A 13924-nucleotide genomic window follows, 5' to 3' on the forward strand; every position below is an offset into this window, starting at 1 on the left:
CACCCCAATGCCGTGCCTCAGCGCGCAGCCCGCGGAACCAAGGATGAACAACACTAGCCCGAGATCGTCAGCTCGACCGTGGCCGCACCGATGCTCTCTTCCAGCCGATGCAGCTTGGCGGTGCCCGGAATCGGCACGATCCACGGCTTGCGCGCAAGCAGCCAGGCGAGTGCAACCTGCGTCCGGGTGGCGCCTTTGCCGTCGGCAATGTTGCCAAGCACCTCGACCAGGGCCGCGTTGGCCTTGCGGCTTGCCTCGGAGAAGCGCGGCACGTCCATCGTATTTCTCCACGCAGGATGCCCGCGTCGCTACCGCACGGGTGCGTGAGGTGCGTGAGGTGCGTGAGCCAGGTTACGTCAGCTACACAGTCGGTCCTGCAAAATTGGCTTGAGCTGCAAAAGAGGTGATAAAGGGCGGCACCGGCAGTTTCAGTCCCGCAGCTTCGGCAGGGCGAGCTGGCCGACGGGCACAACGGTTCGGCCAAGCAAGCGCAGCAGCAGGAAAACAAAAAATACCGCCGACAGTCCCAGGCGGACGATGGCCCGCAGCAGCCAGCGCAGATTGAAGCCAGCAGCACAAAGGATCGGATGCAGTGCGTCACCAGCTTCGCCCTTGAGCCAGTTGCGCCGTAGTCCGTGATCCGCCTTGACGTGCCCGATAACGGGTTCGACAGCCTGGCGCCGCTTGAGCATTCTGCGCTGGACTTGGTTCATCGTCTTGATTCGCCCGCGATGCACGATCTTCACCGGAGCCACCTCGGCATCCACGCCGCGATATCCCAGATCGACGATAGCCGTGTTGGGTTTCGGGGCGCCGGGCAGCTCCTGCAGCAGGATGGTGGTCTGCTCGAGCTGGGCATGCAGTGTGTGGCCGTCGTAGGGATTGCCGGGGAAGCTGCGTGCACCGACGATCAGGCCTTGGCTCGCAGTAACTGCCAGGCTGACCTTGACGCCGAACTCATACGGCTGGCGCGCCTTGCCCTTCGAGATGCACTCGACTTCCGGGGCGTGCAAGGCATAGAGCTTGTTCTTGTCCTTCGGACGTTGCCGACAGATTCGCCACGCCCGCTCGATCCATGGCTGCATCGTGGCTTGCATGGCGTCCGATGTCCCGGACAACTTGCGCTCGATATCCCGCAGGATCCGGCCGAGAATGGTGCGCTGGCGTTTGAGCACTCGACGCAGTCGCTTGAACTGTTTGGCGTGCGCGTATCCGCCCGCACTGCGGCGCAGCTTCTTGCCCTCGCGCTCGAAAGTCTGCTTGAGGTTCAGGCCTGCACGCTTGGCCAGGCGGACCAGTTTGGCACGCGCCACATCCAGCAATCGACTGTCGGTCGGATAGGCGATGGCCTTCTCCTGGACCGTGGTGTCGACGATCACACACTCGAACTCAGCCGGCTTGATCGCGCCCATCTGCACGGCAGCGGCAATCGTGGTCGCCAGCAACTCCTCGACGCCGGCCTCGCCCAATGCCTGCCGGAAGCGCACCAGATTGGTCGGGTCACATGGCAGACGGGGCTCGAAGTATTCCTGGCCGCTGAAATATTGGTAGTAGACGTCTTGCGCCCACCGCTCGCACACCGACTCGTCACTCTCGTTGTATGCATGCTTGAGGTACAGCAGTGCGACCATCAGACGGATCGGCAACCGCGGCCGACCCGCGGCACTGATACCGGCACCCGCCACCGCCAGGGTCGGGCCGAACAGATCCTCGCCCACCTCCAACTGTCCGTCTCGCGCCTGGCGTGCGAACACTGGCGCCAACGTCGCCTCGATCTGCGGCCACGGCATACGCATGGCCAGAACCGCCAGCGGATGGCGCAGGTCGATCATGGCGTCAAGGCGGCTACGGAAAAAGTCGGGCGTGCTCATCGGCAAGTCGAAAACTCCCAGAAAGGGGATCAGATTCATATTCCTTCTGGGAGTTCTCCATCACCCCAATTCTCGCCATGGCCTTGCCACGCTTGGCTTCGTAACATTCTGCAGGACGGACTACACACGGGGGCGAATATAATGCCAGGTTAGCTCTCCTGCCCCGCATCCACCCATGAAGAACGCCGCATTGTTGACCTTGGCGCTGGCCTTGCACGCCACCGCGCAGGCCGCCGGTGACGCGCAGGCCGGCAAGGCGGTATTCGCCTCGAAGTGCGCGTCCTGCCACAGCGTCGGGCCCTCGGCGCGCGCCGCCTTTGGCCCCCAGCTCAACGGGATCTTCGGCAGGGTCGCCGGCAGCACGACCGACTACAAGTACTCTCCCGAGATGAAGCAATCGGGCGTGGTGTGGTCCGAGAAAACCTTGAGTGCGTTTATCCAGTCGCCCAGCAAGGTTGTGCCCGGCACCAGGATGCGCTTCTGGGGGATCAGCAACGAGCGGCAGATCGCGGACCTGCTGGCCTACCTGCATGCGTACCAGTAGCGAGCACTACAAGCACTACAAGAACTACAGAAAGAATCAAACGCTCCGTAACCGATAGAATAGGTGCCGGCGCCACATGGCATGGCGCCCCCACAGATCTGATCCGGAGTTGGCATGGAACCCCTCTCATTCGAGATTGTCACCGTCGAGGAAGCGAGGCTGATCCTGGATGGCGCCGTGCCCGCCCATGGCGAGCCCGACTGGGCTGGCCGGCGGCAACCCGAAACCGCGGAAGCGAAAACCCTCTCGGCCACCGCGCTCAAATGGCTGGCTGTGCTGCCGCCGCAGGCGCGGCCCCTGGAGCTGTGCCGCAGCTATCCGCGCATCGGCAACCAGCTGGCAGCGCTTTGGGCCGACCCAGCCGCGCTCTCGGATTTCCTGGCCGACCTGCTGATCGACAAGCGCGGCGGCCGCCAGGGGTTCCCCGGCGGCATCGCGCTTGAATTGTCGCAACTGCAGGAGCACCTTCTGCGCACGATGGAGCCGTGACCACGTCAGCGCATCAGGCCAGAATCTTTTTTGGAAATGGCGTCTTAGTGCGCTCGTCCCGGCGTGCAGTCTTCGACCATGCCGGAGATGCGGCTGGCGCTCATCAACGGGTGCCACTCCCCGGAGCTGCGGATCTCCACGTCGGAGCCTTCGGCGCCGTCGGCAGCGCGGCGCAAGCTGATCAGGTGGAAGAACTTGTATTCATCCGCGTCCGCGCGCCCGACCCGGATATCCACCTTGCCGGGTTCCGGGTACGCGATCACGGTGGCGTCGTCACCCAGCCGCTGCTTCAGGCACAGGACCAGGTCGCCTACGCTGGCCTTGGAGTGCGCGCGCTTCGGATCCATCGCCTGGATGGAATTGGCGGTCACGCCGCCCGAACAGGCAGACAGCAATTGCGCCGCCATCGCGACTACCATCAATACCCGTGCCCGTACCCGACCTTTTGACATTCCCGCTCCTTGGCTAGATGAGTCGGGTGATGTTACATCAAGTGAATTCGGATGCTGATGCTCTCGCCGTGCGCGAGACACAACGCGGTAGAAGCAAAAAACAAAAAGCAAAAGGCCTGCACGGATGCAGGCCTTTTGCTTTCAATCTTGGTGCCCAGGAGAGGACTCGAACCTCCACAGTGTTGCCACCGCTAGGACCTGAACCTAGTGCGTCTACCAATTTCGCCACCTGGGCTAGGTGAGGTTGCGAATTCTACCCAACGTAACGAAATTTGCAAGTACTGGCCGCGCTGAATCATAAGAAAAGTCCAACTTTCCCCGAGCACCGCCCGCTGCCGGCCCCCGCTTGCGTCCGTCCGGCCCAGGGAAATGAACAAGCGGCCGAAAGATTCCCATTCATCACTTGGCGCGCAGTGCACGGCCCACACCGGTTGGCCGCCCTCCCAGCCCCGCGTATTTTTTCTGGCATTCCTCCCATGCCCTGTCGATTTCGACCGCTCCCGTTCGTCGTCCCAATGGCGGCGCGCACAAGGCTCGCCGCTTCGCAGGCAATCCCAAAGGAGATCAGACATGCATTACATCGATGGATTTGTTCTCGCCGTGCCCACGGCCAAGCGCGACATCTACCGCGCGTACGCCGAGGCTGCCGCCGTGGTGTTCAAGGATCATGGCGCGCTGGGGCTGGTCGAGTGCTGGGGCGACGATGTGCCCGAGGGCAAGCTCACCTCGTTCCCGATGGCCGTCAAGCTGGAGAAGGACGAGACCGTGGTTTTCTCCTGGATCACCTGGCCATCGCGCAAGGCTCGGGACGAAGGCATGAAAGCCACGATGGAAGACCCCAGGCTGCACAGCCAGGGGCCGATGCCGTTCGACGGCAAGCGGATGATCTTTGGCGGCTTCGAGATGATCGTCAACGCTTAGCGGCTTGGCGGCGGTGGGTTGATTGACCTTGCCCGGGGCTCCCGGGCTGGGATCGTTTTGGCCAACGGGGCATTTTCGCGCGGTGGCGGGCAACATCGGCGCGCAAGGCAATCGGCCAGTTAGAATATTCGGGTCGATTCGCGGCCGCATGGCTTGCGGCTTGCTACCCCGAGCACTCCATGGACCCCGCCGAACAAAACATGCCCTTCTCTTTCAAATGCGCGTCATGCGGCGAGATCCACGAGGGCATGCCCAGCCTGGACGCTGACGCTCCGCTGTCCTACTACAGCATCCCCGAGGAAGAGCGCGAGCGCCGCTGCGACCTTGGCAGCGATGACTGCGTGATCGACGAGAAGGCCTTCTACGTGCGGGGCTGCATCGAGATCCCCGTCCACGGGCAGCCCGATCCGTTCACGTGGGGCGTGTGGGTATCCCTCAGCTTGGCCAGCTACACGGAGTGGGTCAGGACCTTCGAGCAGGCCAAGCGAGCCCACGCCGGGCCGTTCTTTGGCTGGCTCAATGCCTCCCTGGCACCCTATCCGGACACGGTCAACCTCAAGACGCGGGTGCATCTCAGGGACGACGGCATCAGGCCGGCGATCGAGCTGGAACCCACGGACCATCCGCTCGCCATGGAGCAGCGCAATGGCATCTGCGCCGCGCGGGTGGCGCAGTTGTATGCATTGGCGGTGCATCCTGCCGACAGCCCGCCTTGAAGCAGGCTGACGTGACCTTACTCACGCACCGCGAGCGGCACGATGCTAGCCCAGGCTGTCCCCCATCGACGTCTTCATCGCACAATTGCGGAGCGCTGAACCCATGCCAACAAGAATCATCCGGGGCCGGCTGACAGGCTGGCGGCTGCTGTCCATTTCGTTGGCCGCCGCGCTGCCGTTTCTCGTGATGTTGCCGCTGGCTTACTACGAGTCCGAGCGACAGGCGCAAGCGCAAGCCAATGCCGCCAACGAGATCGTGCTGCGCCAGGCCGAATCCATCCTCAATCAGGCGGCGAACCTGTCAGCCACCCTGACGACGCTGGCAGGACAGCCCTGCGATCAGGTCAAGGACCAGCTCCAGCGCATTGGCACATTCAGGCCTTATTTTCGCGCCCTGGTACTGGTACGCGAGCACGGCCTCTACTGCTCGTCGGCTACGGGGGAGTTCCGCCAGCCGGTGTCCGAACTCACCGGCCATCCCGGCCCGCTGCCGGTAGGCCAAGCCCTTTACCTCCTCCCCGGCACGCCCATGGTGCCCGACCGCCCCGCCTTGCTGGTCACGCTCGGCCTGGAAGACGGGCGCGGCGTCATCGCCGCGCTGGACGGCCAATACCTGCTGGATATCCTTGCCGCCGCCGGCCCCCGGGATCGCTTCTCCATGGCCATCGCGCTGAAAGGCTCGGACAACATTCTGGCAGGGCCCGGCGGCTCGCCGCAGGACACCCCGGGCCTGGACCGGCTCCCTGCGCTGACGTCCGAGCGCTACCCGATCTCGGTGCTCACCGGCGTGCGGCCCGCCGTGATCGTGGCCCTGCGCGACGCGCTGCTGGTGCGCTACGCGCCGTTCGTGCTGCTGGCGTCGTTGCTGCTCGCGTACGCGGCCTACCGCCTCCATAGGCAACGTCTGTCCATGGTCGCCGAGATCCGGCGCGCCATGCGCAACGACGAATTCCACGTGCATTACCAGCCTGTGCTGGAGCTCGCCACGGGCCGATGCTCCGGCGTGGAAGCCCTCATCCGCTGGGACAAGCCAGGTACCGGGCCGATCCGGCCCGACCTGCTTTTTGCGGTGGCGCAAGACAATGCCCTCGCCCTTCCGCTTACGCGCCACCTGTTCGGATTGATACAACGTGACGTGGAAACACTGGCGATTCCGCCCGGCTTCCATATTGGCGTGAACATCACCGCTGAACATCTGGCCAGCACGGACATGATTGCCGACGTACAACGGTTGCAGCAAGGACTGCGGGACAAAGCACCGCGACTGGTGCTGGAGATTACCGAGCGCAAGGTTGTGCCGGATACTGACGTTGTGCTGAAGAACATGCAGGCACTGCGCGCGGCCGGCGTGCAATTCGCCATTGACGACTTTGGCACGGGGCATAGCTCGCTGGCATACCTGGAGAGATTCACGGTTGACTACATCAAGATCGATCGGGGCTTTGTCTCGGTGATCGATACCGATGCGGTCAACGCGCCGGTGCTGGAGCTGATCATCTCGCTGGGCGCACGGCTTGCGGTCACGCTGATCGCGGAAGGGATCGAGACGCAGACGCAAGCGGCTTACCTGCGCGGAAAAGGCGTGAAGTATGCGCAGGGATTCCTGTTTGCCAAGCCGATGGCTGCGGCTGCGCTAGGGACCTGGCTGGCGAGCCAGCCTTTGCAGGAGGCGGCAGGCAGTTGAGCTCGATGCGCCGCCCGCCAACACCCCAATGAAACGGCTTATATCACTGGAGCAATCTTTCTAATTCACTTTCCCCCGCGCACCGGCGAAAGTGGTGTCTGCAGGAATCCCGCTCGCCAATGCGCGATGCCAACAGACCAAAAGGGCGTGAAGATGAAACTGACCGCCGCTTGCATTTGCGCCGCCGCCCTGTCGATGGCCAGCGTCGCCCACTCGCAGCCAGCCGCCTCGCCCTCCAGTGGTGCCCCCGTTCCGGTGTCCGTCGACAACTTCGTCCGCGCGGAGAGCGACATGTACTTCGCCGGGCTGGCCAAGCAAGGCGGCGTGGGCAAGCTGCTGCATCGGCGCGAGCCCGCATCGATCGATCACCAGACCGTGATCCGCCTGAATCGCGACACGCTCTATACCTCCGGCATCTTCGACCTCGAAGCCGGCCCGGTGACGATCACCATGCCCGACCCGGGCAAGCGCTTCATGGCGCTGCAGGTTATCAATGAAGACCACTACGTGCCAGATGTGTTCTACGGCGCGGGCGCCCATACGCTCACCCGGGAGAACGTCGGCACCCGTTACGTGGCCGTCGCGGTGCGCACCCTGGTCAACCCGAACAGCCCGGACGACATCAAGCAGGTCCACGCCTTGCAGGACGCCATCAAGGTCAGCCAGAAGGGGCCCGGAAAGCTCGAAATCCCCAACTGGGATCCGGTCAGCCAGAAGAAGATCCGCGATGCCCTGCTGGTGCTGTCCTCGACACTGCCCGACTTCAAGAAGGCATTCGGCACCCAGGCGGAGGTCGATCCCGTGCGCCACCTGATCGGCTCCGCATCGGCCTGGGGCGGCAACCCGGACAAGGATGCCACCTACCTCAACATCACGCCGGCGAAGAACGACGGCAAGACCGTCTATCGGCTCAACGTCAAGGATGTGCCGGTGGATGCCTTCTGGTCCGTGAGCGTCTACAACGCCGAGGGCTATTTCCAGAAGAACCCGGGCAACGCGTACACACTCAACAACCTCACGGCAGAGAAGGCCGGCGACGGATCGATCACGATGCAGTTCGGTGGCTGTGAAGCGCAGGCAGCCAACTGCCTGCCGATCGTCCCGGGCTGGAACTACACTGTGCGGCTGTACCGCCCGCGCGCGGAGATACTGAGCGGCGCCTGGACATTCCCGCAGCCTCAGCCGGTCAATTGATCGACCCTCCCACAAACGATCAGGCGGCTAGCATGATCCCGCGTCCTCCTTGGCCCCGCGTGGGAGGGACCTGACGACAGAGGCCGAACCATGCCCAGGCACAACCCAGCGCTGCATCGTACCCAGAAGGCCCCCATGACACCGGGGCAGCGGCGGCTTATCATCGTCAGCGCGATGCTGCTGCTGGCCGCGCTGGGCTGGGCGCTGACGATCGTGCTCAGGCCCGCCATCCAGCGCACGATCGTCATCACCACCGGAGCGGACAAGGGCATCTATCGCGGCTTTGCCGAGCGCTATGCCCCCATCCTGAAGCGCGACGGCATCAAACTGGATATCCGCGGCTCGTCCGGGTCGATCGAGAACTATGAGCGATTGAAGAATCCGGACAGCGAATACGAAGCAGGCTTCATCCAATCGGGCACCGCCACGCCGCAGGAAACAGACGGCCTGCAAACCATCGCCGCGGTCTCCTATGAGCCGATCTGGGTGTTTTACCGGGGCGAGGCCACCGTGGACCGGCTGGCACAGCTGCGCGGCAAGCGGGTCGCCATCGGCGTTCCCGGCAGTGGCCTGCTCAACGTCGCCCGGGTATTGCTCACATACAGCGGCATCACGGCCAGCAATACCGAGCTGCTGGAAATGAATGCCATGAAGGCCTATCAAGGTCTCGAAGAGGGCCAGCTGGATGCGGCCTTCTTTATCGGCAGGCCTGATGCCGAGATGCAGCAAACGTTGCTGAACAGCAATCTGAAACTGATGAGTTCTGCCCAGGCCGATGCCCTCGTGCAGAAATTCCCGTCGCTGTCCAAGATTGTCTTTCCGCGCGCCTCCACCAGTATCGTCAACGATCTTCCGCAGGCCGATGTCACGCTGCTTGCTGCCACGGCCCTGCTCGTCTCCAAGGACACCCTGCACCCCGCCCTGGTCTACCTGCTGCTGGAAGCCGCCAGATCCGTCCACGGCGGCGATGATTACTTCACGCCGCTCGGCACGTTTCCCAACCTGAATACCAGTGAGTTTCCCGTTTCCGACGAAAGCACGCGCTACTTCAAATCGGGGCGTCCCTTCCTGCAGCGCTACCTTCCGTTCTGGCTTGCCAGCTTTATCGAGCGGCGCTTGCTGATCCTGCTCCCCTTCATGGCCTTGCTGCTCGGCTTGCTGCAGGCATTGCCGCGCATGGCGCGAGCGCGGATAAAAAACCGGCTGGTGGTCTGGTACCGGGAGATCAAGGCGCTCGAGGATGAAATATGGATGAACACGCAGCCAACCCCCGACCAGATTGCGCAATGGCGCGATGAGATCGAGAACATCGATGCGCATGCCAGCCGGATACGGATTCCGGAGCGCTATTTTGAGGATGTCTACGCGCTCAAGCAGGCGATCGGCGTCGTGCGGGACCGGATTGCCCAGGCGGCGGCGAAAGTGAAAGCGTAGCTGCGGATACGCCGGCGCGTCCTTTGGAGCCGCCTCGGACAGCGCTGTCTTGCCGACGGCGGGCTGGATTGTTCGTCCGTGGAATTCCGGATGTGCACCTTTGCCGGCGCGCAGCCTGGCCGAACTCGGCGGACTGAACCTGATGGCTGCCGCGGCTTCCATCAAGTGCGCCATCATCTCGGTTGAACAAGCCGCGGAGAGCATCGGGCAAGCCGGTATCCGCGTCGGTTGGATGGCCGCACAAGGCAATGCGGATCGCGTCACAGACGCAAGGCACGACGCGATCCAGGCGTTGCTACGGCCTCAGCCCCGGCGTACCGCGGTCACCTTGCCGTCCTTGACGTCCAGCGTGCGGCGCTGCGGGTTGTAGTCCATGGTGCCTGGCATCTGCTGGCCTTCCCGCTTACCAAATCGCCAGGCGCAGCCGTTGAGCAAGGCGACGGCATTGGCCTCGCTCTTGCCGATCAGGGCTTCGTCCCCAAGCTTGTCCGCCTGGCAACCCTCCGGCGTGCCGCGGCCGCCCTGCGGGCCCGGGTCGGGCACCGCACTGGCGGGGGGCCGGGCGGCGCATCCCGCCATGAGCGTTGCGAACACGATCGCGCCCGCCGAGACATGCCGGGCCCATGTGCTTTGCTGTTTTGGCATTCGATTCCCTGATGGTGAGGTGGAAAAAGCCAAGTTTAGAGCAGAAAGGCGCCGCCAGAGCGCCTTGGTGCGCATGCGTTAACACGGCCTCAACACAGCCTCAACCGTCATGAACTGCCCTAGGCTTCGCCTTAGCTTGTCTTCTTCGCAGCATCTTGCGCCTGCGCCCACAAGCGCTCCTCCTGGGCCCGCAGCTCGGGCGTGAGCTCGGCACCAAAATCGTCGAGTTCGAACAGCGGACGAATCTCGATCTCGGAATCGCTCTGCATGGGGTTGGGGCAGCGCTTGACCCATTCGACGGCCTCGTCCATGGACTTGACTTGCCACAGCCAGAACCCGGCGACCACCTCCTTGGTCTCTGCGAACGGTCCGTCGATCACGGACCGCTGGCTGCCAGAAAATCGCACCCGCTTGCCTTTGGCGCTCGGGTGCAGGCCCTCGCCCGCGAGCATCACACCGGCCTTGACGAGTTCTTCATTGAAGTTGCCCATTGCGGTAAGCAGCTCCGTGCTGGGCATCTCGCCAGCTTCTGATTCTTTCGTTGCCTTCACCATCACCATGACACGCATCGTCGCTCTCCTTGAGTGGATTGAGGGTGCCGCACGTCCCGAGCCCGGATCAGGATTGACGGGCGGCACTGATACTACGACGAATCGGGATACCGGAAATCGACACCGCCACCAAAGTATCTGGCGGCAAGCCTGCCCGGCCCGACTCGACCCAACGTGGCCTGAATTGGCCTGATGCGGCCGCGAGACGCGACAATCACATCCGATCGGTTTTTTTAAGCCTCGCTTAAGACTCGGCCCGTAGACTGCGATCACACAAGACAACCCGGACCCCGGATAGGAGCTGCCATGACCCCCCAAGAGATGCAAGCGCTGGAAGGCTTCCTGACCCAACTCACGCAGGCCAGGGCTGGCGCCAAGGACCCCCAGGCGGACGCCCTCATCGCCGACGCGGTTGCCAGGCAGCCGGATGCTGCCTACCTGCTGGTCCAGCGCGCCATGATGCTTGACCATGCCCTGGCGACGGCAAAGGCGCAGATCGCCACATTGCAGAGCCAGTTGCAGATGGCGCAGGCCAACGGCGCCAATCGCTTCCTCGACCCGGAGAACGCCTGGGGCAATAGTGCCAACCGCGTGGCACCCAGCCCCGTCATGCCGCCGCCGATGGCCGCGCCCGTGGCAGTGCCGCAGGCCGTCCAGGCACCCCAGCCTGCGCCCGTGCAGCCATCCCGGCCCGGCTTCCTGAGTGGTGGCCTGGGTGGCGCGCTGGGTGGCATTGCCACGACGGCAGCCGGCGTGGCCGGCGGCGCGCTCCTGTTCCAAGGCATCGAGAACATGTTCCATCGCAACGGCAATGGCAACGGCGCAAGCGGCTTTCTGGGACAGCCAGGCGCGGGGGCGCAGCCAACGGAGACGGTCGTCAACAACTACTACGGCAATGACGACCGCTCGCCACTGGGCTCGCCGGATGCGGCACTGGACAGCGGCCTTCTGGATGACGCATCGGGCAACGACGACTTCCTGAGCGACGACACCTGGAACGCCTAGCGCGTTGGGGGGCTTGCCAGGCGTGCATGGCAGCGGCCTGGCAGCCCCCACCGCTCTGATTGCACTGCGGCACCCCGGGTGGAGAGGGCACCGGCAACGGCGATACACTCTTGCACTACGCGCTCGCCCTGGGAACCCGATCCATGCCGCAACCTCGCTCGCTCTATCCCGCCATCGAACCCTATGAAACCGGCATGCTCGATGTCGGCGACGGCCACGTGGTCTACTACGAACGCGTCGGCACACCCGGCGCCAAGCCGGCCGTCTTCCTGCATGGCGGCCCCGGTGGCGGCATCTCGGCCGACCACCGCCGCCTGTTCGATCCGGCGCGCTACGACGTCATGCTGTTCGACCAGCGCGGCTGTGGCCGCTCCACGCCCCACGCGGGCCTGGAGGCCAATACCACGTGGCACCTGGTGGACGACATCGAGCGCCTGCGCAAGCTCGCCAACGTAGAGCGCTGGCTGGTCTTTGGCGGCTCCTGGGGCTCCACGCTGGCGCTGGCCTATGCGCAAAAACACCCCGAGCGGACCAGCGAACTGGTGCTGCGCGGGATCTATACCGCCACCCGGGCGGAACTGGATTGGTACTACCAGTACGGCGTATCCGAGGTGTTCCCCGAGAAATGGGCCCGCTTCCAGGCGCCCATCCCGCCAGCCGAACGCGGCGACATGATGGCCGCCTACCGCAAGGTGCTGACCGGCAGCGATACGGCAAAGCAACTGGAGGCCGCCCGCGCATGGAGCGTATGGGAAGGCGAAACCATCACCCTGCTGCCCGACCCGGCTAACACCGCCAAGCATGACGACGGCCATTTCGCGCTGGCGTTCGCGCGGCTGGAGAACCACTACTTCACGCATCTCGCCTGGCTGGAAGACGGCCAGTTGCTGCGCGACGCGCATCGCCTTGCCGGCATCCCCGGCGTGATCGTGCACGGGCGCTACGACATGCCCTGCCCGGCCCGCTACGCCTACGCGCTGCACCAGGCATGGCCAGGCTCGGATCTGCACCTGATTGAAGGCGCGGGGCATGCCTGGACCGAGCCCGGCATCATGGATCAGTTGATTGCTGCTACCGACCGGTTTGCGGCGGCGCAATGATCGTCCTGGCGCTGCCAGCCCTGGGCGGCACAGCACCGGCGGCGCCGAAGCGGACTTTTGATGGCCGGCGGTTGGGATCTTGAACACCCGTGTCCTAGACTTGAAGACCGCATTGCCACCCCCCGGCTGCGCATTGGCCGGCGGATAGCAAAGCGGCATTCAAGGCTCTCACCGACAGGGTGCACTATGGAATTCCTGAACTCCGGCAAAGTCCTCCCCGCAGGGCTGCCATTCTCCGAGGCGGTGCGCGTTGGCGATATGCTCTACCTCTCCGGGCAGATGGGCATCGTCCACGGCAGCACGCGCCTGGTGCCCGGCGGCATCCGCGAAGAAGCCAAGCAGGCGCTGATGAACATCCGCATCACGCTGGAAGCACACGGCCTGTCGCTCAAGCACGTCGCCAAATGCACCATCTTTCTGGCCGACATCAGCGAGTGGCAGGTGTTCAACGAGGTCTACAAGGAGTTCTTCCAGGCGCCCTATCCGGCACGCAGTGCGCTTGGGGCGAATGGCTTGGCGCTCGGGGCCAGGGTGGAGGTGGAGTGTATTGCGGTGTTTAGTGGCTGAGTTGAGTTGCTGGGTGGCTGATACAGCGGCTACGAGCGGCCACTCCCCCGCTTGCGGGAGGGTGGCACAACTCGCCCTGCCGCGCTGGCCTAGAGCATGCCTTGCACGCGGTTCAAAGCCTCATCCAGCTGCTGCTTCAACGGGGTTAGGAGGCAGTGCAGACCGTGGCTGTCCTCCACATCGTCGCTATCAAAATCCAGCAGCCTGAGAACAGCACCAAGCCCTGCACTGACGCGCAGCAGGTCGGCGCAGCTATCTTGCGCGATGCTTTGCGCACGGCTACGAAGGTCCTCGAGTTGGTAGGCTAGTTCCTGGACGCTGAGACGAGACTTGCTCGCTTGTAGCCCCGCTGACGCGGGGGGTGTCTCTTGGGGGCGGGGTTTTACTGCTTCTAGCTGCTGGCGCGGCTTTGCGGTGTTGGCCGTTTACACACGTGTGAGATGTCACTTTTCTTTACTCGTAAAGAAAAGTAACCAAGAGAAAGCGATCCTTGCAGGAGGCTGGCTTGTCGGGGTTGCGTAGCCCGGTAGTTTCGTCGTCAGGCCCCGGGTTTTAATAGCCTCATGCCGTTACCGGTTTGCATGGCCACGATCCTGCGGATGGCGCTGGTTTCGTGGTGAGGCTGCTCGGTAGCGGCATCCTTGCTCATTCGCACATCTACCGGTACCGGCTCCGAGCACCGCGATATATCACGCCGTGATGGTTTCGTGGTGAGGTGGGCGCGGTGGAAGAATTCTTCGACCAATCAAGT

Annotated in this window: 14 protein-coding genes, 1 tRNA gene and 2 pseudogenes; 10 read left to right on the forward strand and 7 right to left on the reverse strand. The window is 63.7% G+C overall.

All coding sequences use genetic code 11. From position 1 onward, the window contains the following. Positions 1 to 65: 65 nt before the first annotated feature. Positions 66 to 272: pseudogene (locus F7R26_RS16620) on the reverse strand (aldo/keto reductase); the annotation flags it as partial. 156 nt (positions 273 to 428) lie between these two features. Further along, positions 429 to 1871, reverse strand: a complete 1443-nt coding sequence (locus F7R26_RS16625) for an IS5 family transposase (RefSeq protein ID WP_150993646.1) — start codon at positions 1869 to 1871, stop codon at positions 429 to 431. A gap of 175 nt (positions 1872 to 2046) precedes the next feature. Here F7R26_RS16625 and F7R26_RS16630 point away from each other — a divergent pair, with 175 nt between their 5' ends. Further along, on the forward strand, positions 2047 to 2415 hold the full coding sequence (locus F7R26_RS16630; protein ID WP_150993294.1) for a c-type cytochrome: 369 nt from the start codon (positions 2047 to 2049) through the stop codon (positions 2413 to 2415). A gap of 114 nt (positions 2416 to 2529) precedes the next feature. Further along, complete coding sequence (locus tag F7R26_RS16635) at positions 2530 to 2904, forward strand: hypothetical protein (RefSeq protein ID WP_150993291.1); 375 nt, start codon at positions 2530 to 2532, stop codon at positions 2902 to 2904. A gap of 44 nt (positions 2905 to 2948) precedes the next feature. Here F7R26_RS16635 and F7R26_RS16640 read toward each other — a convergent pair whose 3' ends face one another. Both F7R26_RS16640 and F7R26_RS16645 read right to left on the reverse strand, forming a co-directional pair. Continuing rightward, positions 2949 to 3356 carry a hypothetical protein gene (locus F7R26_RS16640; protein ID WP_150993289.1) on the reverse strand — a complete coding sequence of 136 codons (408 nt, stop codon included), beginning with the start codon at positions 3354 to 3356 and terminating at the stop codon, positions 2949 to 2951. A gap of 148 nt (positions 3357 to 3504) precedes the next feature. Then, a tRNA-Leu gene (locus tag F7R26_RS16645) sits at positions 3505 to 3591 on the reverse strand. A gap of 335 nt (positions 3592 to 3926) precedes the next feature. Between F7R26_RS16645 and F7R26_RS16650 the strand changes: the two genes are divergently transcribed. The 5 genes from F7R26_RS16650 to F7R26_RS16670 all read left to right on the forward strand — a co-directional run bounded on the left by F7R26_RS16650 (position 3927) and on the right by F7R26_RS16670 (position 9305). Continuing rightward, complete coding sequence (locus tag F7R26_RS16650) at positions 3927 to 4277, forward strand: DUF1428 domain-containing protein (RefSeq protein ID WP_150993287.1); 351 nt, start codon at positions 3927 to 3929, stop codon at positions 4275 to 4277. A gap of 200 nt (positions 4278 to 4477) precedes the next feature. Continuing rightward, positions 4478 to 4993, forward strand: a complete 516-nt coding sequence (locus F7R26_RS16655) for a DUF2199 domain-containing protein (protein ID WP_150993285.1) — start codon at positions 4478 to 4480, stop codon at positions 4991 to 4993. Between the two features lie 103 nt (positions 4994 to 5096). Then, positions 5097 to 6677: an EAL domain-containing protein gene (locus F7R26_RS16660; protein ID WP_150993283.1), complete on the forward strand. Its 1581-nt coding sequence runs from the start codon at positions 5097 to 5099 to the stop codon at positions 6675 to 6677. A gap of 195 nt (positions 6678 to 6872) precedes the next feature. Further along, positions 6873 to 7871 (forward strand): DUF1254 domain-containing protein, encoded by a 999-nt coding sequence (locus F7R26_RS16665; protein ID WP_241754540.1) that lies wholly within the window; start codon positions 6873 to 6875, stop codon positions 7869 to 7871. 135 nt (positions 7872 to 8006) lie between these two features. Further along, entirely contained in the window at positions 8007 to 9305 is a 1299-nt protein-coding gene (locus tag F7R26_RS16670) for a TAXI family TRAP transporter solute-binding subunit (protein WP_150993278.1), read from the forward strand. A 303-nt stretch (positions 9306 to 9608) separates the two neighbouring features. Here the strand turns inward: F7R26_RS16670 and F7R26_RS16675 are convergent, their stop codons facing one another. Continuing rightward, on the reverse strand, positions 9609 to 9950 hold the full coding sequence (locus F7R26_RS16675; protein WP_150993276.1) for a hypothetical protein: 342 nt from the start codon (positions 9948 to 9950) through the stop codon (positions 9609 to 9611). A gap of 131 nt (positions 9951 to 10081) precedes the next feature. Beyond that, positions 10082 to 10519 carry a YciI family protein gene (locus F7R26_RS16680; protein ID WP_150993274.1) on the reverse strand — a complete coding sequence of 146 codons (438 nt, stop codon included), beginning with the start codon at positions 10517 to 10519 and terminating at the stop codon, positions 10082 to 10084. A gap of 288 nt (positions 10520 to 10807) precedes the next feature. On the opposite strand from F7R26_RS16680, the gene F7R26_RS16685 reads away from it, so the two are divergent. The 3 genes from F7R26_RS16685 (at position 10808) to F7R26_RS16695 (ending at position 13173) form a co-directional block, all read left to right on the forward strand. After that, complete coding sequence (locus F7R26_RS16685; protein WP_150993272.1) at positions 10808 to 11506, forward strand: DUF2076 domain-containing protein; 699 nt, start codon at positions 10808 to 10810, stop codon at positions 11504 to 11506. A gap of 143 nt (positions 11507 to 11649) precedes the next feature. Continuing rightward, positions 11650 to 12606 (forward strand): prolyl aminopeptidase, encoded by a 957-nt coding sequence (gene pip, locus F7R26_RS16690; RefSeq protein WP_150993270.1) that lies wholly within the window; start codon positions 11650 to 11652, stop codon positions 12604 to 12606. Positions 12607 to 12792: 186 nt separating this feature from the next. Then, complete coding sequence (locus F7R26_RS16695; RefSeq protein ID WP_150993268.1) at positions 12793 to 13173, forward strand: RidA family protein; 381 nt, start codon at positions 12793 to 12795, stop codon at positions 13171 to 13173. An 89-nt stretch (positions 13174 to 13262) separates the two neighbouring features. Here the strand turns inward: F7R26_RS16695 and F7R26_RS16700 are convergent. After that, positions 13263 to 13496 (reverse strand): annotated as a pseudogene (locus tag F7R26_RS16700) (DUF1484 family protein); the annotation flags it as partial. Positions 13497 to 13924: the final 428 nt, after the last annotated feature.

This window comes from Cupriavidus basilensis, assembly GCF_008801925.2.
Taxonomy (GTDB): Bacteria; Pseudomonadota; Gammaproteobacteria; order Burkholderiales; family Burkholderiaceae; genus Cupriavidus; species Cupriavidus basilensis.